Here is a 19,673-nt window from a genome sequence, read left to right on the forward strand (position 1 = left end):
CGCTGGCGGGAACGGGATTCCCGCCAGCTCGCGCCCGATCGGTGAGCTCTCGGTCCCGCGGCGCGCATGCCCGTATCCAAGAAAGCACTCGCCCCGCCGGTCGCTCCGATCCGGCCACCGACCCTCGACGAGGTGATCGCCCGGCTGTCGACCCACGGGCGCCCGGTCGACGCGGCGTTCCTGCGCCGCGTCTACGAGTACTCGGCCGAGCGGCATCGCGACCAGTTCCGCCGTTCCGGCGAGCCCTACCTCAGTCATCCGCTGGCCGTCGCCTACCTGCTCGCCGACCTGAACTTCGATCAGGTGTGTGCGGCGGTGGGGTTGCTGCACGACGTCCTCGAGGACACGCTGACCGATTTCGACGGCCTGGCCGGCGAGTTCGGCGTGGAAATCGCCGAGCTGGTCGACGGCGTCACCAAGATCGGCAAGCACTCGTACGTCCGTCGCGACGAGGCGCAGGCCGAGACCTTCCGCAAGATGATCCTGGCCTCGGCCAAAGACCTCCGCGTCATCCTGGTGAAGCTGGCCGACCGGCTGCACAACATGATGACGCTCTCGGCGATGTCCCCCGAGGCGCGCCGGCGCATCTCCCAGGAGACGCTCGAGATCTACGCTCCGATCGCCCACCGGCTGGGGATGGCGAGGGTCCGTGGCGATCTCGAGGACCTTTCCTTCTTCTATCTCTATTCGCTGCAGTACGCGGCGTTGCGCGCCAAGATCGAAGAGAAGATGAAGGTGAGCCACGACGCCATCGCGACGGTGCGCGACCGGCTGGCGAAGGCGCTCGCCGAGGCCGGGATCGAGGCCGAGATCAGCTTCCGGGTCAAGCGCTACTACTCGATCTTCCAGAAGCTGCGGCGCCAGGGGATCGACATCTCCGAGCTCTACGACTACCTCGCCTTTCGCATCATCACCGGCAATCTGCGCGATACCTACGCGGCGCTCGGTGTGGTCCATCAGCTGTGGCGGCCGATTCCCGGCCGGTTCAAGGACTACATCGCGATGCCGAAGCCGAATCTCTACCAGTCGCTGCACACCACGGTTCTCGGTGGACGCGGCCAGCCGTTCGAGGTGCAGATCCGCACGACCGAGATGGACCTGGTGGCGGAGGAGGGGATCGCCGCCCACTGGCGCTACAAGGAGGGCAAGGTCGCCGGCGAGCAGATCGACCGCAACATCGTCTGGCTGCGCCAGCTGCTCGAGTGGCAGAACGAGGTGCAGGACCCGCGTTCGTTCCTCACCGCGCTGAAGATCGACCTCTATCCCGACGAGGTCTATGTCCTCACCCCGAAGGGCGATGTCTACTCCTTCCCGCGCGGTGCCACGCCGCTCGACTTCGCCTACCGGATCCACACCGATCTCGGCGATCACTGCGCCGGGGCGCGGATCAACGGCCGGCTGGTGCCACTGCGGACGACGCTCAAGAACGGCGACATCGTCGAGATCGTCACCAACACCTCCCGCCACCCGAGCCGGGACTGGCTCGGCCTGGTGGTCACCTCGCGGGCGAAGAGCAAGATCCGCCACTGGCTGAACACGCAGCAGATCCAGCAGGCGATGGAAATCGGGCGGCGGCTGCTCGACAAGGATCTGCGCCGCTACAAGCTGAGCCCGCGCAAGGCGCTCGACAGCGCGCAGGTGAAGGACTTCATGACCGCCGAAGGGATCGCCAAGACCGACGACCTCTTCGCCCGCATCGGCTTCGGCAAGGTGACCACCAAGCAGGTGCTCGCCCATCTGTTGACCGAAGAGCAACTGGCGCAGGCTCCCGCCAAGCCGAGCGCGCTGCGCGAAGCCGTGGGCAGGATGCTGCCTTTCGGCGCTGGGCCGATCAGCGTCCGCGGCCACGGCGACCTCCTGGCGGTGCTCGCCAAGTGCTGCAACCCGCTGCCGGGCGAGGACATCGTCGGCTACGTGACCCGCGGGCGAGGCGTGTCGGTCCATTCCGTCGACTGCCCGAACGTCCGCAACCTGCTCTACAACCCGGAGCGGGAGATCGAGGTCGAGTGGGCTCGGCAGAAGGAGTCGGTCTACCCGGTTTCGCTGGTCATTGCCACCGAGGACCAGCCGGGCATGCTCGCCCGTCTGACCGAGGTCATCGCCAAGGCGGGCAGCAACATCAAGCAGATCGAGGCGGACACCTCACGGCCCGGGAAGGGGCGCATCGAAGTGGTCGTCGAGGTGCGCGACCGCAAACACCTCGACGAGATCCGGCGCAACCTGCGCGGGATCGCCGGGGTGCTGGACGTCGACCGGCGGATGGCCGGGCCGGCCGGCCCGGCAGACCAACTCGACTAGGCGGTTCGATCGGGACGTGAGGCGGCGGCTGCCGCCTTTCGGCTCACGGCTTGGCGGGCTGCTGCTCGGCCGACCAAGTCCGCCGGGCGGGCTTGACGACCTTTCCCGAACGCATGCAGCGGGTGCAGACGTCGACCCGCTGGGGGCTCCCGTCGATCATCGCGCGGACCTTGCGCAGGTTGGGCTGGAACGAACGGGCGGTCACGTTGTGTGCGTGGCTGACCTGGCGTCCGATGACGGTCTGCTTGCCGCAGAAGTGGCACTGCCTGGGCATAACTCCTCCGGTTCCGCTCTTGCGGAAGCCGGCGGAGTGTATCCGAGGCCTCGGCGAGAGCGCAAGCGCGAAGGGTGTCGAGTGCACATTTCGTTGGGCAGCCGAGTGTGGCACAGTTCTCACAACGTCTTGACAGGCCACAGTTTGCTTGCTAGCGTGCCGCAACAACGTCCGGCAAGCGAGGCGCACTCTGGGCTTCGGAAGACGACGGGGAAGGGGGTTGAGAAGACTGTGCTTTTCTCTCGCTCCAAAGGCCTGGTAGGGCTCGACATCGGCAGCTCGGCCATGAAGATGGTCGAGCTCAAGGAGCGCAAAGGGGAGTACACCCTGCTGCGCCTGGGGATCGAACCGCTTTCGCCCGAGGCGATCGTCGACGGATCGATCATGGACTCCTCGCTGGTCGTCGACGCGATCCACAAGCTCAACGAGGCGACGGGAGTCAAGAACCAGAGCTTCGCCACCTCGCTCTCGGGTCACTCGGTCATCATCAAGAAGATCCAGATGCCGGTCATGCCGGCCGACGATCTGGCCGAGCAGATCCAGTGGGAGGCCGAGCAGTACATCCCCTTCGATATCAACGACGTCCGGCTGGACTACGTGGTCCTCTCCGAGGGCGAGCCCGGGCGCGACAACATGGACGTGCTGCTGGTGGCGGTCAAGCGGGACAAGGTCAACGACTACGTCTCGGTGATCAGCCAGACCGGCAAGGTCCCGGCGCTCGTCGACGTCGACGTGTTCGCCATCCAGAACGCCTACGAAGCCAACTACGACCTCGACCCGCTGAAGGTGATCGCCCTGGTGAACATGGGTGCGGGGGTCACCAACGTCAACATCCTGGCGCGTGGCTCGACGGTGTTCTGGCGCGACATCGGTTTCGGCGGCAATCAGTTCACCGAGGCGCTGCAGCGCGAGTTCAACCTGTCGTTCGAGCAGGCGGAGCGGCTCAAGCGGGGTGAGCAGGTGGACCGCTACGGCGCGGCCGACGCGCGGCGGGTCCTCGACGGCGTGTCGGCCGACATGGCCTCGGAACTGCAGAAGACCTTCGACTTCTTCGCGGCGACCTCGAGCGAGGGGCCGGTCGACGAGCTGGTTCTCTCCGGCGGCTGCGCGCTGACTCCCAACCTGCAGCAGGTCCTGCGTGACCGCTTCGGTGTCCCGGTGGAGTTGCTCGATCCGCTGCGTCGGGTGCAGTACCGCGACGCCGACTTCGACCGCGAGTGGCTGCGGTCGATCTCGCCGATGCTGGCCGTGGCGGTGGGCCTGGCCGTGCGCAAGGTGGGAGGGTAGGTCGCATGATCAAGATCAACTTGATCGCGGAGGGCAAGCGGCCGGTCGCCACGCGCAAGGCCGCTCCGAAGCTCGGTCTCGGCGGTGGCGATGTCGGTGTGTGGCTGATCGTCGCCGGCCTGGTGCTCGGCTTGGGCGTCTTCGGTGGCTGGTGGTACATGCTGGAGCGCAAGATCGACCGGAAGAACGAGGAGATTGCGTCGGCCCAGCGGGAAGTCGACGAGCTCGCGCTGGTCATCAAGGAAGTGGACGAGTACAAGGCGAAGAAGGGCGAGCTCGAGCACAAGATCGCCGTGATCAACCAGCTCAAGCTGAATCAGCGGGGCCCGGTCCAGATCATGGACCTGATCTCGCGGGCCCTGCCCGAGCTCCTCTGGCTGACCGCTGCCGAAGTCAACTCCGGCAACATCACCCTCGTCGGCGAGGCGTTCAATACCAACGCGGTCGCCAACTTTCTGGAGAACCTCGATCGCGTTCCGGAGTTCACCGAGCCGATCCTGCGCGATACCGAGCGGCGCGGCCCCACGTACGGTTTCTCCATCAGCTTCGCCTACCAGCCGGCGCCGGCGGTGACGCCTGCGGCGCCCGGTCCGGCTGCTGCCGAGGCTGGCCAGCCGCCGGCCGGCGCGGCCGGGGCGCGGTAAGAGGAGGGGGCGAGGATGGCTTTTCAGACCGGACTCGAAGGCAAGCCGTGGTACGTCGGCGCGGCCGTCGGCCTGTTTCTGGGCGCGGCGATCGTCGGTGCCGGCTACTACGTCGCGCTGACGCCGAAGTTCGAGGAGATCGCCCGCCAGGACCGGCAGCTCGCCGAGCTGCAGGTGAAGATCCAGGAGGGGCGTGCCGCGAAGCAGAAACTCCCGCAGTTCCGGGAGGAGGTGCGGCGCCTGGAGCTCGAGCTCGACAAGCTCCTCCGCATCCTTCCGGCGCGGCGCAACACGCAGGACCTGCTGCGCCGCCTGCGGCAGCTGACCGAGGCCGGCAATTTCGATCTCAAGCGCTTCACGCCCGGCGGCTTCTCGGACAAGGAGTTCTACAGCGAGTGGCCGATCACGGTGCAGCTCGACGGCACCTACCACAACCTGGCGTTGCTTTTCGATCGCGTGAGCCGCTTCTCCCGCATCATCAACGTGGAGAACCTGAAGATCGAAACCTACCGGCAGATCGGCAGGGCGCACACCATCAGCGCCAGCTTCGTGGCGGTCACGTTCATCTACAAGGAGACGCCCCCGCCGGCGCCGACGGCACCGCGAGGACCGCGCCCGCCGAAGGCGGGTGGGTGAGGAGGCAGATGCGATGAGCCTGAAGCACGCATCCTCGGCCCTGGCGTGGATCGCCCTGGGCGCCAGCTTGGCGCTCGCGCAGCCGCCGGCGACCCCTCCTCCGGCTCCTGTTCCCTCCTCCGGTCAGTCCGGCGCCAGCGGGGCGCCCGCCGGGGGCGACGGGATCGACCAGATCCTCGAAGGTGAGGAGCTTCTGCTCACCGACACCGGCTACAACTACGATCCGGGAAATCGTCGGGATCCGTTCCGTTCGCTGCTCTCCGGCGATACCCGCCAGGTGGCGACCGGCCCGCGACCGGAGGGACCGGCGGGCATGTTGATCGACGAGATCGTGCTCTCCGGAATTTTCCACACGTCGCAAGGATGGGTCGCCCAGGTTCTCGCCTCGAACAAGGGCAAGAGCTACCTGATCAAGGAAGGTGACCAGTTGCTGGACGGCGACGTGGTCAGCATCAGTCGCAAGGAAGTCGTGTTCAAGCAGATCGTGAGCGATCCAACGGTGATCAAGCCGTTCCGAGAAGTCGTCAAGAAGCTCAACCCGTGATTCGCCGGCGAGCGATCTCGGGAGGGAGGCGAGCGCCATGGGTGATGACGTGATGTTTGGCAACGGGTCCACGAGGCTCCGGCTGGTCTCGGTCGGGGCGGCGTGTTGCCTGGCCCTGCTCGTCGGCTGCGCCGCCGCGGGTCCGCCGAAGGTTGCCGGCGCCCCGGCGCCTGCCGCGAGGGCGGCGGCCCCGGTGGCTCAGGCGCCGACGGAGGTCTCGACCCTGGTCGTGCGCGAGGGCGCTCCAGGTCTCCAGGTGGATCTGCAGGCGTCCGGTCCGCTCGTCTGGACCAGCTATCGAGACGCGGCGGGCCGATTGGTGATCGAGCTCCCGAACACGCGTCCGGCTCCCGGCGTCGGAGACTGGAGCTCCCCGACCGGCCTTCTGGCCCGGCTCGCCGTCGAGCTCGACACGAGCTCGGATCGACCGCTGACTCGCCTCGTGGCGGAGACGCGGGGCGAAGCGGAGCACTCGCTGACCGGCGAGGCTGGCCGGTTGCGCCTCGAGCTGACGCCGGTGGTCACGACCCCGATCCTCGCCGCCGAGCCGCTCCCGCAAGAGACGGCTCCCGCAGCGGCTCAGCCGGTGGCGGTCGACGAGTCTTCCGCCAAGGCGGCAGCTCTCGGCACGCCAGAGAATCCCCTGCTCGGCCCGGCGCCCTCGGGAGCGACCGCGACGCGCCTCAGCGCCGTCGAGATCCTTCCCGACCCGCAGGGCAGCGTCGTCCGCCTCGAGGGAGACGGCGAGTTCGCGTACTCGGCCTTCCGTCTGTCCAGCCCGGACCGCTTCGTGATCGACCTTGCCGGCGTCGTCAACGCGACGCGGAAGAGTCAGGTTCCGGTGGGTGACGGTGTCCTCGATCGCGCCCGGGTCTCCCAGTTCAAGGCGCAGCCTCAGCCGGTTTCGCGCGTCGTCTTCGACCTTCACGGGCCGACGCCGGCGACGATCGAGCGGACCGCCCAGGGCCTGATGGTGCGTTTCGACCACGGGCAGCCGTCGGGGACCGCCTCGACGATGGTCGAGGACCTGGCCGCGCCGCCGCCCACCCGGCAGGCGCCAGCGCCGACACAGAGCGCCGTGGTCGCGGAGGCCGCGCCGGCCCCGGCTCCAGTCGCCGAGTCCCCGGCCGCGCCGCCGCCGACCGTCGTTGCCGAGCAGGCCGTCGCGACCGCGCCGGCGCCGGAGCCCGAGCCCGCCGCCGCGGTCTCGCGCGACGGTGGTTCGGATGTCGCGGGAGCGGTCGCCCCGGCTCCGGCCCCGGCCTTCGCCGTGGCCGACGCTCAACCCCTGCCGACAGCGCCGCCGGCGGCGCCGCTCGCGCCCGCACCGGCTCCCAAGCTCGAGCCAGTCGAGCTCTTCGAGGCGGCCGACGTGCCCGCCCCCGAGCAGCCGGCCGCTTCGGTCACCCGCACCGAGATCCAGGCCTTCGAGCCGAAGACGGTGGGTGGCCAGCGCAAGCAGTACGTCGGCGAGCCGGTCAGTCTCAGCCTCAAGGACGCCGACATCCGCGACGTGCTTCGCTCCTTCGCCCAGATCAGCGGCCTCAACGTCGTCGTCCAGCCGGGCATCCGCGGCACGGTCACGGTCGAGCTCGAGAACGTGCCCTGGGACCAGGCGCTCGACCAGATCCTCAAGATCAACGGTCTCGGCTACGAGCTCGACGGCAACATCATGCGCATCGCGCCTCTGCAGACGCTGCGCAGCGAAGCCCAGGAGAACGCCCAGCTGGCGACCGAGCAGCAGAAGGCGATCCCCCTCCGCACCGTCCTCAAGCGGCTGAGCTACTCGGAGGCGGGCGACATGGCGCGCATCCTCCGCGGCGGCACCGGAATGATGAGCCAGCGCGGGACGATCCAGACCGACCTGCGCACCAACACGCTGATCATCAAGGAGCTGCCGGCCTACATGGACACGGTGCTGGCGGTGATCGAGACGCTCGACATCCCCGAGCCGCAGGTGATGATCGAGGCGCGGATCATCGAGACGACCAAGCAGTTCGGCCGCACCCTGGGCGTCGCCTGGGGGTTCAACGGAATCGCCGACGCTGCCCATGGCAACACCACCGGCCTGATCTTCCCGAACAACGTGGACGTCAAGGGGAGCACCAACCTGCTCACCGGCGGGAACAACGGGTTCCTCGACATCACGCTCGGCAACGTGCTCGACACGTTCAAGCTGAATGCCGTGCTGCAGGCCGCCGAGAACGAGGGACTGATCAACGTCCTCTCGGCGCCGCGCATCACGACCTTGAACAACGTCGTCGCCGAGATCCAGAGCGGTCTGCAGATACCGATCCAGACGGTGGCGAACAACACCGTGACGGTGCAGTTCGTCAACGCGACGTTGCGGCTCTCCGTCGTGCCGCACGTCACCGCCGAAGGCACGGTGATGCTGACCATCAACGTGCAGAAGCGCGAGCCGCAGCAGGCCTTCGCCGTGGTCGGTGCGCCGAACGCGCCGATCGCGACCAAGGAGGCCACGACGACGGTGGTGGTTCGTGACGGTGCCACGACGGTCATCGGCGGCATCTACAAGGTCTCGACCAGCCAGGGCGAAGATCGCGTGCCGGCGCTCTCGAACATCCCCTTCCTCGGTCATCTGTTCAAGAACAAGCGGCGTTCCGATTCGAACGAAGAGCTGCTGATCTTCATCACCCCGCGGGTCGTCAAGCTGTGAGCCGGCGGCAGGAGAGCCCCATGCGCAAGAGCACCTCGATCCTGAGTCTCGTCCTCCTCGTCTCGCTGGGCCTGTTCGGTTGCCAGCAGCGGACGGATCGCGTCGATAGCGGAGGCGTGATGCTCTCCATCTCCGACTTCGACCAGTTGCCGGTGGTCGTCGACGCCAGCTCGACGGTGTTGACCAACGCCGGGTTGGTGCAGATCGGACAGATCACCGTGCAGAACGTGGTGAAGAACGCCTCGGCAGACTCAAGCGCGCTGATGAACGTCGAGATCCAAAGCTACGAGGTTACCTTTACCCGGGCCGACAAAGGCACCCGGGTGCCGCCGCCGCTCGTCGAGTACATCTTCGGCACAGCGCCGGTCAACGGCAACTTCGTCCTCGACAACGGACCCGTGATGCGGCTCGACCAGTTCAACACCTTGCCGCTCCGGGACCTCCTCGACTACGGCTACGACCGCGAGACGTCCAGTCAGGTAGTGCGTCTCACCGTCGGCATCCGCTTCTTCGGCAGGACGCTGTCCGGCAAGGCGGTGGAATCCGCACCGGCGTACTTCACTATCGACGTGGTGCCCTGAGTGAGTAGGAGAGAGGCCATGCGTACGATTTCACGCCTCGGCGCGACGCTCATCGTTCTCGCCCTCGCCGCGGGCTGCAGCACCGACAAGCCGAGTACGCCCACGGCGCCACCCGCTCAGCCGGTGACCCCGGCCCCGGCGGCCACCGGCGTTACCCTCGCCATCACGGTCAATCCGAGCCAGATCGAGGCCGGAAGCACCGATCCGGCGGTGGTCACGGTCACCGGTCAGCGCAACGACACGGGTGGACCGCTGCCGGAGCGCTCGAAGATCACGCTCACCACGACCCTCGGCGCCTTCGGCAGCCAGACCGGCGGGACCTCGGTCGTTCTCGAGCTCCTCTCGGGCAGCGCGCAGGCTGTGCTCTTCCCCGGAACGGCGATCGGTACCGCCAGCCTGCGGGCCGAGTACGATCCGGCCGCCCAGACGACCGTCAGCGGCTTGGCCGCGGGCGTCGCCTCCGGTTCGCTGCGCATCGTCGAGGAAACGCCCTTCGTCGTCACCTCGGTCAGCCCGAATCTGGGCACGCCGGACGGCGGCGAGACGGTCCAGGTCTTCGGCGGCGGATTCGAGCAGCCGGTGCGCGTCTTCTTCGACGGCGACCTCGCGGCCGTCGTCCAGAGTGTCTCGAGCACGCGCATCACGGTGACGGCACCGCGACTGCCCGATAGCCGTCGACCGGCGACCGGTTCCGTTCGGACGGTTGCGGTCACGGTCAACAACGCCGTCGGCACGGTGCGGGCGGCGAGCGACACGCTGCCGAACGCGTACAACTACGCCTTCAACTCCGGCATCCTGCAGCCCACCATCCTCTCCGTCACGCCGGCATCCGGCCCGAACGAGGGCGGGACCGAGGTCGTCATCACCGGCGACGGGTTCGAGAGCCCGCTGAAGGTGGAGTTCGGCAAGGGCACGGCGGCTCTCCCGTGGGTCGAGGCGCAGGTCACCTCGGTGTCGCGGACCCGGTTGGTGGTCCGTTCGCCGGCGGCGACCGGCTTCGGCCAGGGCAACCTCAACGCCCTGGTCGACATCAAGGTCACGAACCTCACCAGCGGTCGCAACGGATCCCTGGTCAACGCCTTCAAGTACGGGGTGAGCGTCATCATCACCTCGCTCGGACCGGGTCAGGGACCGTACTTCGGCGGCACGCTGGTCACCCTCAACGGGCAAGGGTTCGACGAGCCCGTTGCCGTCAGCCTGGCGAACGTGGCCCAGCAGGTCATCTCCGTCAGCGGCACGCAGATCGTCGTGCGGACGGTTCCGGTGCAGGTCACCAACTGCACCATCACCGGAGCGACCAACACGGTGCCGTCGCGCGTGACGAATATCGAGACGGGGGATTCGGCGACCGGGCCGACCTTCGCCTACACCGTCCAGCGGCCGATCATCTTCGGGGTCAACCCGGCCGGCGGCACGCAGAACGGCGGAACGACCGTGACCATTAGCGGCTCGCAGTTCCGCAGCCCGGTCGCCGTCGAGTTCGTCAAGGGCGACGTCTGGGCCGCTGCCGTTCAGGGGCTCTCGGGTTGCGACAGCGACGGCTACTGCACGACGGTGACCGTCACCTCGCCGTCCGTCCCGAACTCGACGCTCGGCACCGAGCCCTGCGACGACAACGGCGACGGGACGCAGGGAACGCGTTATCTCCCGACCCCCTTCTCGATTCGGGTCCGCAACCTCGAAACCGGTTGTACCTCCGACTCGTTCGCCAACGGCTACACCTATCAGCCGAGCGACAACAGTTGCCGGAACGACTCGGCTCCGGCGACGGCGACGCCAGCGCCGACTCCGCCCGTCGCGAGTTTCACGCACTTCGTAGTGTCCGGGTTCACGGTCCAGTTCAACAACACCTCGACCGGGAATCCCACCACCTACGAGTGGGACTTCACCAACGATGGGTCGATCGACTCGACCGCTCAGAGCCCGCAACACACATTCCCGGGTGTCGGAACCTACGCGACGCGTCTCCGCGTGACGAACACGGGTGGGTCGAGCGAGGTCGTCAACTCGGTCGTCCTGACCCCGTAGATCAGGACTTGGGATGAAATCGCGGGGTGGCCGCTTGTACGCGCGGCCACCCCGTTTCGTATACTCCGGTGGCCATGCGAACCCGTCTCCCGATCCTCCTCTCGTTGGTTGCCCTGCTCGGCCTGTCGTGCGACAAGGGAACTCCGGTCGCGCCCTCCGGCGCCCTCCTCAGCATCAGCGTCAGCCCCGACCGGATCACCGCGCGGGGCTCGGCCACGGTCACCGTCGTGGCCATGCGGTCGAACGGCAACCCGGTCAACCAGGGAACCGAGGTTCGGCTGACCACCAATATCGGAGCCCTGCCCGAGGTCATCGACACCGACTCGGCCGGCGTGGCGCGTGCCACCCTTCAGGGCGACGGCCGGGTCGGGACGGCCAAGATCACCGCCACCTCGGGCTCGGCCGAAGCCGTGACCGCCGAGGTCAAGGTCGGGTCGTTCCCGGTGTCGATCAGCCTGCAGGCGTCACCCTCGACGGTGGCCGAGAGCGGCGACAGCGTCGACCTGCTCGTCCTGGTGCGCGACGACCAGGGCCAGCCGCTGGCCGAGGCCCCGGTGAACTTCAGCACCCAGAAGGGGACGCTCGATTCCGGCGGCGCCTTCCTGTCGACCAACTCGCGAGGCGAGGCGCGCGACGTCCTGACCTTGACCGCCGCCGACTTGCAGACGGTCGCCGGCGACACCTTCCAGATCAAGGCGGAGAGCGCGGGCTCCGGCGGCACGGCGATCAGCCAGAGCTTCACCCTGAGCATCCAGCGCAAGCCGAAGGCGAGCTTCACGGTCTCGCGCAGTGGCCTGACGGTGGTGTTCACCGACACCTCGACGGGCAGCCCGACGAACTGGTTCTGGGAGTTCGGCGACGCCGGCAACAACGTGAGCCGCCAGCAGAGTCCGACCTTCACCTACCCGGCGCCGGGGACCTATCTGGTGCGTCTGACCGCGGCGAACGCGACGGGTTCGAGCGAGGCCACCCAGTTCGTGGCGGTGACCGGCAACTGAGCGGGCGCAGGGGCGCTATAATCCGCGGGTTCGTCGGCGATCTCAGCCGTTCGGCGCCGTCACCATGGCGGCGCCGCCAAGGAGCCCGGTTTGCCTGAGCCCGTGTCAGAAGACGGTCGCCTGGAAGCACTCAGGCTGAGATGGGAGCGCGATCCGGGATCGCGCATCTTCCTCCAACTCGCCGAAGAGTACCGGCGGCACGGCAAGCTCTCCGAGGCGGTGCGGACGCTCGAGAAAGGCCTGGCCACGCAGCCGGGCTACCTCTCGGCGCGCGTCGCCCTCGGCCGCTGCCGGCTCGAGCTCGGCGACGCTCCCGGTGCCTGCACGGTGCTCGAGACCGTGCTGGCCGCCGATCCGACCCAACTGGTGGCGAACAAGCTCCTGATCGAGGCCTACGTTCGGACGGCACGTCCGGACAAGGCACGCGACCGCCTGGACCTCTACCTCCTGCTCAACGAGAGCGACCCGGAGATCGGCGACCTCGAGCGTCGTGTGCTCGCGCTCGAGAAGACGCCACCGCCCCAGGACGCTCTCGGCGCGGCGGGCCGGGAAGCCGGCGCGGGAGCGCCCGCCCCGGTGGCGGGGAAGGAGACGAAGGCCCCGGACGCGGCGCAGGAAGTCCGTCCCACGATGCCGGTGCCTCGCGCTGCCGGCGAGGCGGCGCGAAGCACGCCCGCCGCTCCGCTCGCGCTGCCGACCCCGACGCTCGGTGCGCTCGACCTCGCCGCCGTGCCGTTGCCGGCGCGTGCGCGTCGCATCGGCTCGCGCGGCGCGAGCGAGCTTCCCAACCCGTTCCCGATGCTCCCTCGGTCGGGGGACCGAATCCGGCTCGTGCGATCGCTCGCTGCCGAAGGGATCTTCCGGCAGACGATCGGCATGGCGCAGGCCGTCGAATCCGCCGAGCGCCTCGACCCGATGCCACGGCTCCAGCACTGGACGGACGAGGCGTGGCCGCACGCTCCCGTGGAGGAGCCGCAGGCGCTATTCGCAGAGCCCCTGAGCGAGCGCTCCGAACGTCCCGTCGAGCCCGCTGTCGGCGCGGCGGATTTCTACGCCCAGCCGGCCGCTGCGACCGAGACCCCGGCCGAAGAGACCGCTGTCGAGCCGCCTGCCGATCGCACGCCGCTCGCGCGAGCCGAGCCCGAATCCCCGCAGATCGAAGACCCAGCTCCGGTCGCGGAGCCCTCGGTCGTGGCGACGGGCGCGCCGCCGCCCAGCCCGTGGTGGAAGATCCCGGCGCCTCCCGTGGAGACGCAGGAGCCTCCGGTGGAGGCCGAGCCCCCGCTTCCGCCGGAGAACGCCGACGTCGAGGGGGCGACCGAGGATGTCGCGCCGGCCGCCTTCGCGTTCGAAGCTCCCGAGGCGCCGATCGCGGCGTCGTCCAGCGAGCCCGTGGGCCAGCGGCTCGAAGCGGTTGAGCCGGTCGACCCGGCGCCCGTGCCGCCGCGGGGTGGGCGATCGATCTCCTCGGCGGACGCCACGGCGACGCTCGCCGAGCTCTATCTCCAGCAGGGCCACATCGACGAGGCGGAGAAGTCGTTCCGCTCGGTGCTCGCACGCGATCCCGGGAACCTGCAGGCCGCCGCGGGACTCGACGAGGTCAGCCGGCGCCGACGCCAGATCGGTGCCCGCACCGCCGCACAGCCGGTGCCGCTGGGTTTGACAGCTCGGAAGATCCGCGCTCTCCAGGGCTACCTCGAGCGCATCCGGGAGGGAGCGAGACGGCATGTTTCTTGAGCGACTGAGTGCCATTCAGGGGCGGATCGACGGTGCGATCGCCCTGTCGCTGGTCGATCGGGACGGCATCCCCGTCGAGTCGGTCAATTCGTCGCCCGACCTCGACCTGGAGGTCCTGGCCGCGGAGATGCTCGCTCAGGTGCGGCTCGTCTCGGACCACAACCGGGAGCTCGCGGTCGGCGACGTCGAGCAGTTCTCGGTGACCACCGACAAGATCTGCATCCTGGTGAGCTCGGTGGCCAAGGAGTACTACCTGCTGGCGGTGCTCACGCCCGATGGCAACTACGGCCGAGCGCGATTCGAGCTCAAGCGCGCCCGACTGCAGTTCGAGACCGACCTCATCTGACACCGTCCGGCGTCCTGGACGCCGGCTCGGTCCGCTGCGCGCACGCAGTGGCATCGCAGGGCGGAGCCGCCCTGGAGGGGGAGCGACACACGTGTTGACCTTCGACCAGATCAAGGAGCTCGTCGAGCTCGTCGCCGCGCGGAATCTGCAGGAGCTCGAAGTCGAGCGGTCGGGATTCCGGCTGCGCATCGGCGGACATGCCGCGCCGGTGACGATCGCCCCGGGAGCGTTCGTCGCCGCGCCGGCGCCATTGCCTGGCGCCGCATCCGCTCCGTCCCCTGTCGCCCCGGCGGCTGCGCCGCCGACCCCCGCCGGCCCCGCCCCTCACGTCGTCAATTCGCCGATCGTCGGGACCTTCTATGCGGCGCCGAGTCCCGACGCCGATCCGTTCGTCCGTGTCGGCGACCGGGTGCGCAAGGGCCAGGTGCTCTGCATCGTCGAGGCGATGAAACTGATGAACGAGATCGAGTCGGACGTCGACGGCGAAGTGGTCGAGATCCACCCGAAGAACGGCCAGCCGGTGGAGTTCGGCGAGCCGCTCTTTGCCGTGCGCGTCGGCTGAGAACGGACCCGGAGCCGATGTTCCGCAAGGTCCTCATCGCCAACCGCGGCGAGATCGCTCTCCGCATCATCCACGCCTGCCGCGAGCTCGGCATCGCCACGGTGGCCGTCTACAGCACCGCCGATCGCGACTCGCTGCACGTCACCTACGCCGACGAGGACGTCTGCATCGGGCCCCCGCCGTCGTCGGCGAGCTATCTCAACATCTCGGCGATCATCTCGGCCGCGGAGATCACCGGTGCCGACGCGATCCATCCTGGATACGGCTTCCTCGCCGAGAACGCGCACTTCGCCGAGGTGCTCCAGGAGTGCCGCCTGGCCTGGATCGGTCCGCGGCCCGAGACGATCCGGCTGATGGGCGACAAGGCACGCGCCCGCCAGACGGCGAAGGCTTGCGGTGTCCCCGTCCTGCCCGGCAGCGGCGAGGCGCTGCAGGACGCCGAGGAGGCGCGCCGTCTCGCCGCGGGCGTCGGTTTCCCGGTGATCCTCAAGGCCGCGGCCGGTGGCGGTGGGCGCGGCATGCGCATCGTCCATCAGGAGAAGGACCTCGAGAGCCAGTTCGTCACTGCCAGCAACGAAGCGGCGAAGGCGTTCGGCGACGGATCGATCTATCTCGAGAAGTACCTCGTCGCGCCGCGCCACATCGAGTTCCAGGTCTTCGGCGACCGCCATGGCCGGGTGATCCATCTCGGCGAGCGCGAGTGCTCGATCCAGCGCCGGCACCAGAAGCTGATCGAGGAGTCTCCCTCTCCGGCGCTGACCCCGGCGCTGCGCGAGGAGATGGGCGCGGCGGCGATCCGGCTCTGCGAGGAGGTCGGCTACGAGAACGCCGGAACCATCGAGTTCCTGCTGGATGCCGACGGCAGCTTCTATTTCATGGAGATGAACACCCGGATCCAGGTCGAGCACCCGGTCACCGAAATGGTCACCGGCGTCGATCTGGTGAAGCTCCAGCTCGAAGTCGCGGCCGGCGAACGGATGCACGTGGCGAGCGGACTCAAGCCGCGCGGCCACGCCATCGAGTGCCGGATCAACGCCGAGGACCCGGACACCTTCGCCCCCAGCCCGGGCAGGCTCACGACGCTTCACCTGCCCGGCGGTCCTGGCGTGCGGGTCGACACGCACGCCTACGAGGACTACCTGATCCCGCCGAACTACGACAGCCTGGTCGCCAAGCTGATCGTCCACGGGCGTGACCGGCGCGAGGCGATCGCCCGGATGGCGCGCTCGCTCGACTTCATGGTGGTCGAAGGGATCAAGACCTCGATTCCGCTGCATCGCCGGATCCTGCGGGACCCGGTCTTCGGCGACGGTGCGCTGTCGACGCGCTTCCTCGAGCAGATGCTGGAGCGCGAGGAGACGGCGCGGCGCGCTCATCTCCCCGAGTCGCGGTCGCTTTGAGGCCGCTCGCCCGGCTAGACTCGCGCGGGCGGACCGGGATGGCCAGCGAGTGCATGGATCGCCGATGCGCGTCTATCTGACCGGCTTCATGGGATCGGGCAAGACCTCGGTCGGCGAGAGTCTGGCGCGGAACCTCGGGATGCCCTTCGTCGACCTCGACCGCGCGATCGAGATCGCCGCCGGCGCCACGGTGCGCGAGATCTTCGAGCGACAGGGCGAGACCGAGTTCCGCCGCATGGAACGCGAAGCGCTCGCCGGCACGCTCGCTCTGGAAGATGCCGTGATCGCCACCGGCGGGGGAACGCTCACCTTCGCCGAGAACGCCGAGCTGGTGGCCGGGGCCGGGCTCTCGGTCTGGTTGAACGTGCCGTTCGCGGTGATCGTCTCGCGTCTCGGTGTCGACGGCAGGCCGGACCGCCCGCTCTTCCGCGACGAGACGCAGGCCTTCGCCCTCTACCGCGAACGCCTGGCGGCCTACCAGCGGGCCGATATCCGCCTCGACATCGGGGCGGACGAGCAGGTCGACGAGGTGGCGGCGCGACTCGCGCTGCGCCTGGGAAAGAGCCTGTCGTGCGCTACCTGATCCTCTCGGACATGCACGGCAACAGCGACGCCCTCGCGGCGGTGCTGCGCCGTGTGCGAAGGAAGCGCTTCGATGCGGCGCTCGTGCTCGGCGATCTCGTCGGCTACGGCGCGGCACCCAACCAGGTGGTGGATGCCCTGCGTCGGCTGCCGTGGCCGGCCTATTTCGTGCGCGGCAACCACGACAAGGTGGTGGCCGGCCTCGAAGACGGAGCGAATTTCAACACCGCGGCGCTCGCCGCGGCGCGCTGGACCGCCGAACACCTGACGCCGTCGAATCTGCGCTTCGTGCGCGAGCTGCCGCGAGGCCCCAGGTTGACCGACGACGGTGTCGCCTTCTGCCACGGCTCGCCGCTCGACGAGGACCACTACGTCTTCTCGGCGCTCGATGCGCTCGAGATCTTCGTCCACTTCCCGGGTCCGCAGGTCGTCTTCTTCGGTCACACCCACCTGCCCTCGCAGCTGGTCCAGTCGCCGATCGACCTGCGGGCGACCCTGTTGCGCGGACCCTCGGGCATGGTGACGATCGAGCCGGGGCATCGCTACCTGTTCAACCCGGGAGCCGTCGGGCAGCCGCGCGATCGCGATCCGCGGGCCTCCTACATGACCTACGACAGCGTCGCGCGCGTGGTGCGTTGGCAGCGGATCGACTACGCCGTGGAGCGAGCCCAGGAGCGGATCCTCCGCGCCCGGTTGCCGCGCAACCTCGCCGAGCGCCTCGCCGTGGGCGTGTGAGCCGGGCCGGCTCCCTTCGCGACGTGAGATCGGGGAAGTCGTGGCGCCGGGCGGCTCCGACGGAGCACGCCCGGCACCGAGCGTCGCCTCAGCCGGCGGCGACGTCCGCGCGGTCGAAGCGCAACGCCTGACGGTAGCGGTTGATCGCCGCCAGGACGCCACCCGCGAAGATCAGATAGAGACCGATCCAGACGAGCTGGATGAGCGGCTTGTGGGTCACGTCGAGCGAGAGGTGGGCCGGTGTGCCCTTGAGCTCGGCGAGGCCGTCGACGGCGATCTCGATCGCCCCGCGTTCGGCGTCGATGCCGGATAGGGCGATCGTCGCGCCGTCAGGCAGCGTCAGCGGCTGGAACTCGCTGCGCCCGTCGGGGCTGAAGGAGAAGAGCGGCATGGCCCGCGTCGTCTGTCCGCCGCGCGTGATCTCGAGAACCGCGCCAACGGTCATCGGGCCCGCCGAAGCGTTCATCGCGCCGTGATCGGCCCCCTGCAGGTCGAAGCCGAGGAAGCGGAAGCCGACGCCGCCGCGCTCGACGCTCTGGTCCTTGGCGAGGGTGATCCGTCCACCGGGCTCGCCCGGGTTGTATTCGAGCGGCGAGATGTAGAGATCCTGCAGCGGCATCGTCTTGACGTGAGGATTGGCCATCATCTGCTGCGTGCGGTCGTTGAGGAACAGCTTCGGATAGGCCATGTAGCGCGAGCCGTCGGCGCGCACCACCTCGACCTCCATCCGCTCCTTCTCGTCGGCCGTCCGCGGAACGTAGCGATGGAACGTCAGGGTGAGATCGCCGACCGCCTTCGGGACGCCGCGCTCGAGCGTCACCTTCTCGCTCGTGTCGTAGGCCGAGGAGGCGAGGAAGCCGATCAGGATGACGCCGACGCCGACGTGCGTCAGGTAGCCGCCGGCGGTCTTCAGGCCGCCCCGCCGGATGAGGGCGACGGCCGTCGCCAGGTTGCCGGCGACCGCCAGCGAAGCGAGGAAGATGAAGAGCAGGTGGAACGGATCGTGGACGGCGACCACCACCGCGACGATCGTGACCACGGCGGCCACGGCGAGCGGCAGCCGGGCCTGGCGGAGAATGCCGGCCACCCCGCCGCTCTCGCGCCAGGTGAGGTAGGGGATGAGCGAGAGCAGGAAAGCGATGAGCAGGGCGATCGGCGTGTTGACCCGGTTGTAGAACTCCGGCCCGACCTGCCCGGGGTTCTCGAGGAAGCGGGTGAGCAGCGGCGCCGAGGTGCCGAAGGTCACCACCACGGCCGAGGTCAGCAGGGCGATCGAGCCGAGCACGAGGAACGAGCCGCGAGAGAGGAACGGGTCCTCGTTGGGAACGGCCGGGATCTCGCGGAATCGCGTCGCGATGAGCCAGACCGCCATGCCGACGAAGAAGACCATCAACGCGATCAGCCAGCCCGAAATCCCCAGGTCGACGAAGCTGTGCACCGAGAAGTCGGCCAGCACGCCGGAGCGGGTGAGGAAGGTGCCGTAGAGCACCGAGAGATAGACCAGCGAGGCGAGCACGACGTTGGCACGACGGTAGCGCCCGCGCGTCCGTTCCAGATAGAGACCGTGAATGAGCGCGGTGCCGAAGATCCAGGGGATGAGCGAGGCGTTCTCCACCGGATCCCAGCCCCAGTAGCCGCCCCAGCCCAGCGTCTTGTAGGCCCAGTAGCCGCCCATCAGGATCGCCACCCCGAGCACCAGGAAGCCGAAGAGCGCCCAGGGGAAGGCGCGCACCGCCCAGCCCTCGTAGTCGCGCCGCCAGAGCGCGGCCATGGCGAAGGCGAAGGGGATGGCGCTCGCCGCGTAGCCGATGAACATGATCGGCGGATGGATCACCATCCAGTTGTCCTGCAGCAGCGGATTCAGCCCGACCCCGTCGGCGGGCGTCTGGGGCAGCATCACGAAGGGGTTCTCGCGCACCAGGATCAGCAGCAGCGCGATCTGGGTGAGCACGAAGGTCCCCATCACCGGCGCTTCGTCTCGGCCCGCAGCGCGGGCGAGCGGCAGGCCGAGCAGCGAGCCCCAGAGCAGCCAGATGAGGAAGCTCCCCTTCTGTCCGGCCCAGAAGGCGGCGAGCTGGAAGTGCGTCGGCAGCTCGTTGCCCGAGTACTGGTAGACGTACTCGATGCGGTAGTCCCGCAGGTAGAGGCAGACGAGCAGGACCGCCGAGGCGAGGACGATCGAGATCGCGAAGAAGCGGTAGGAGGTGCGGGCGAAGCGCCGCGACGCCTCGTCGCCGCCGAGCGCCGCGGCGTAACCGTAGAGCGCGGCGAAGGCGAAAGCGCAAGCGCACCAGAGCGCCAGGGCGCCTGGCAGGTAGAGCGACGAGAGATAGGTCATCGGGAC

The 19,673-nt window shown here is 68.7% G+C and carries 17 protein-coding genes; 15 read left to right on the forward strand and 2 right to left on the reverse strand.

Going from position 1 to position 19,673, the window contains the following annotated elements; all coding sequences use genetic code 11:
* Positions 1-66 precede the first annotated feature (66 nt).
* Positions 67-2,298: a bifunctional (p)ppGpp synthetase/guanosine-3',5'-bis(diphosphate) 3'-pyrophosphohydrolase gene (locus tag IPJ17_09605; GenBank protein ID QQR75804.1), complete on the forward strand. Its 2,232-nt coding sequence runs from the start codon at positions 67-69 to the stop codon at positions 2,296-2,298.
* A 43-nt stretch (positions 2,299-2,341) separates the two neighbouring features.
* Here IPJ17_09605 and IPJ17_09610 read toward each other — a convergent pair whose 3' ends face one another.
* Entirely contained in the window at positions 2,342-2,572 is a 231-nt protein-coding gene (locus tag IPJ17_09610) for a 50S ribosomal protein L28 (protein ID QQR75805.1), read from the reverse strand.
* 285 nt (positions 2,573-2,857) lie between these two features.
* On the opposite strand from IPJ17_09610, the gene pilM reads away from it, so the two are divergent.
* The 14 genes from pilM to IPJ17_09680 all read left to right on the forward strand — a co-directional run bounded on the left by pilM (position 2,858) and on the right by IPJ17_09680 (position 17,329).
* On the forward strand, positions 2,858-3,859 hold the full coding sequence (pilM, locus tag IPJ17_09615; protein ID QQR75806.1) for a type IV pilus assembly protein PilM: 1,002 nt from the start codon (positions 2,858-2,860) through the stop codon (positions 3,857-3,859).
* Positions 3,860-3,864: 5 nt separating this feature from the next.
* Positions 3,865-4,503 carry a PilN domain-containing protein gene (locus tag IPJ17_09620; protein QQR75807.1) on the forward strand — a complete coding sequence of 213 codons (639 nt, stop codon included), beginning with the start codon at positions 3,865-3,867 and terminating at the stop codon, positions 4,501-4,503.
* Between the two features lie 15 nt (positions 4,504-4,518).
* Positions 4,519-5,139, forward strand: coding sequence for a type 4a pilus biogenesis protein PilO (pilO, locus tag IPJ17_09625; protein QQR75808.1), 621 nt, complete (start codon positions 4,519-4,521; stop codon positions 5,137-5,139).
* A gap of 13 nt (positions 5,140-5,152) precedes the next feature.
* Positions 5,153-5,683, forward strand: coding sequence for a hypothetical protein (locus IPJ17_09630; GenBank protein ID QQR75809.1), 531 nt, complete (start codon positions 5,153-5,155; stop codon positions 5,681-5,683).
* 37 nt (positions 5,684-5,720) lie between these two features.
* Complete coding sequence (gene pilQ, locus IPJ17_09635; GenBank protein QQR75810.1) at positions 5,721-8,360, forward strand: type IV pilus secretin PilQ; 2,640 nt, start codon at positions 5,721-5,723, stop codon at positions 8,358-8,360.
* 20 nt (positions 8,361-8,380) lie between these two features.
* Positions 8,381-8,941 carry a hypothetical protein gene (locus tag IPJ17_09640; protein QQR75811.1) on the forward strand — a complete coding sequence of 187 codons (561 nt, stop codon included), beginning with the start codon at positions 8,381-8,383 and terminating at the stop codon, positions 8,939-8,941.
* An 18-nt stretch (positions 8,942-8,959) separates the two neighbouring features.
* A complete protein-coding gene (locus IPJ17_09645; protein QQR75812.1) occupies positions 8,960-10,969 on the forward strand; it encodes an IPT/TIG domain-containing protein in 2,010 nt (669 codons plus the stop codon).
* A 311-nt stretch (positions 10,970-11,280) separates the two neighbouring features.
* Positions 11,281-11,967: a PKD domain-containing protein gene (locus IPJ17_09650; GenBank protein QQR76137.1), complete on the forward strand. Its 687-nt coding sequence runs from the start codon at positions 11,281-11,283 to the stop codon at positions 11,965-11,967.
* A gap of 90 nt (positions 11,968-12,057) precedes the next feature.
* On the forward strand, positions 12,058-13,704 hold the full coding sequence (locus tag IPJ17_09655) for a tetratricopeptide repeat protein (protein ID QQR75813.1): 1,647 nt from the start codon (positions 12,058-12,060) through the stop codon (positions 13,702-13,704).
* Positions 13,694-14,050, forward strand: a complete 357-nt coding sequence (locus IPJ17_09660; protein ID QQR75814.1) for a roadblock/LC7 domain-containing protein — start codon at positions 13,694-13,696, stop codon at positions 14,048-14,050. The genes IPJ17_09655 and IPJ17_09660 overlap by 11 nt, the downstream gene beginning before the upstream one ends.
* A 94-nt stretch (positions 14,051-14,144) precedes the next feature.
* Positions 14,145-14,612, forward strand: coding sequence for an acetyl-CoA carboxylase biotin carboxyl carrier protein (gene accB, locus IPJ17_09665; protein ID QQR76138.1), 468 nt, complete (start codon positions 14,145-14,147; stop codon positions 14,610-14,612).
* A 17-nt stretch (positions 14,613-14,629) separates the two neighbouring features.
* Positions 14,630-16,012: an acetyl-CoA carboxylase biotin carboxylase subunit gene (gene accC / locus IPJ17_09670; protein ID QQR75815.1), complete on the forward strand. Its 1,383-nt coding sequence runs from the start codon at positions 14,630-14,632 to the stop codon at positions 16,010-16,012.
* Between the two features lie 64 nt (positions 16,013-16,076).
* Positions 16,077-16,595: a shikimate kinase gene (locus tag IPJ17_09675; GenBank protein ID QQR75816.1), complete on the forward strand. Its 519-nt coding sequence runs from the start codon at positions 16,077-16,079 to the stop codon at positions 16,593-16,595.
* A complete protein-coding gene (locus IPJ17_09680) occupies positions 16,583-17,329 on the forward strand; it encodes a metallophosphoesterase family protein (GenBank protein ID QQR75817.1) in 747 nt (248 codons plus the stop codon). The genes IPJ17_09675 and IPJ17_09680 overlap by 13 nt, the downstream gene beginning before the upstream one ends.
* Positions 17,330-17,417: 88 nt before the next feature.
* On the opposite strand, the gene ccsA is transcribed toward IPJ17_09680, so the two are convergent.
* The gene (ccsA, locus tag IPJ17_09685) at positions 17,418-19,667 is read right to left on the reverse strand and encodes a cytochrome c biogenesis protein CcsA (GenBank protein QQR75818.1); all 2,250 of its coding nucleotides are present in this window, start codon (positions 19,665-19,667) and stop codon (positions 17,418-17,420) included.
* Between the last annotated feature and the right edge of the window lie 6 nt (positions 19,668-19,673).

Source organism: Holophagales bacterium (genome assembly GCA_016699405.1).
Lineage (GTDB): Bacteria > Acidobacteriota > Thermoanaerobaculia > Multivoradales > JAGPDF01 > JAAYLR01.

Bases quoted from the DNA above. Each gene is read 5' to 3' on its own strand.
- IPJ17_09605 (QQR75804.1), top strand. From the start codon at position 67: ATGCCCGTATCCAAGAAAGCACTCGCCCCGCCGGTCGCTCCGATCCGG.
- accC (QQR75815.1), top strand. From the start codon at position 14,630: ATGTTCCGCAAGGTCCTCATCGCCAACCGCGGCGAGATCGCTCTCCGC.
- IPJ17_09610 (QQR75805.1), bottom strand. From the start codon at position 2,572: ATGCCCAGGCAGTGCCACTTCTGCGGCAAGCAGACCGTCATCGGACGC.
- IPJ17_09660 (QQR75814.1), top strand. From the start codon at position 13,694: ATGTTTCTTGAGCGACTGAGTGCCATTCAGGGGCGGATCGACGGTGCG.
- pilQ (QQR75810.1), top strand. From the start codon at position 5,721: ATGGGTGATGACGTGATGTTTGGCAACGGGTCCACGAGGCTCCGGCTG.
- ccsA (QQR75818.1), bottom strand. From the start codon at position 19,667: ATGACCTATCTCTCGTCGCTCTACCTGCCAGGCGCCCTGGCGCTCTGG.
- IPJ17_09675 (QQR75816.1), top strand. From the start codon at position 16,077: ATGCGCGTCTATCTGACCGGCTTCATGGGATCGGGCAAGACCTCGGTC.
- pilM (QQR75806.1), top strand. From the start codon at position 2,858: ATGAAGATGGTCGAGCTCAAGGAGCGCAAAGGGGAGTACACCCTGCTG.
- IPJ17_09620 (QQR75807.1), top strand. From the start codon at position 3,865: ATGATCAAGATCAACTTGATCGCGGAGGGCAAGCGGCCGGTCGCCACG.
- IPJ17_09640 (QQR75811.1), top strand. From the start codon at position 8,381: ATGCGCAAGAGCACCTCGATCCTGAGTCTCGTCCTCCTCGTCTCGCTG.
- IPJ17_09630 (QQR75809.1), top strand. From the start codon at position 5,153: ATGAGCCTGAAGCACGCATCCTCGGCCCTGGCGTGGATCGCCCTGGGC.
- pilO (QQR75808.1), top strand. From the start codon at position 4,519: ATGGCTTTTCAGACCGGACTCGAAGGCAAGCCGTGGTACGTCGGCGCG.
- IPJ17_09645 (QQR75812.1), top strand. From the start codon at position 8,960: ATGCGTACGATTTCACGCCTCGGCGCGACGCTCATCGTTCTCGCCCTC.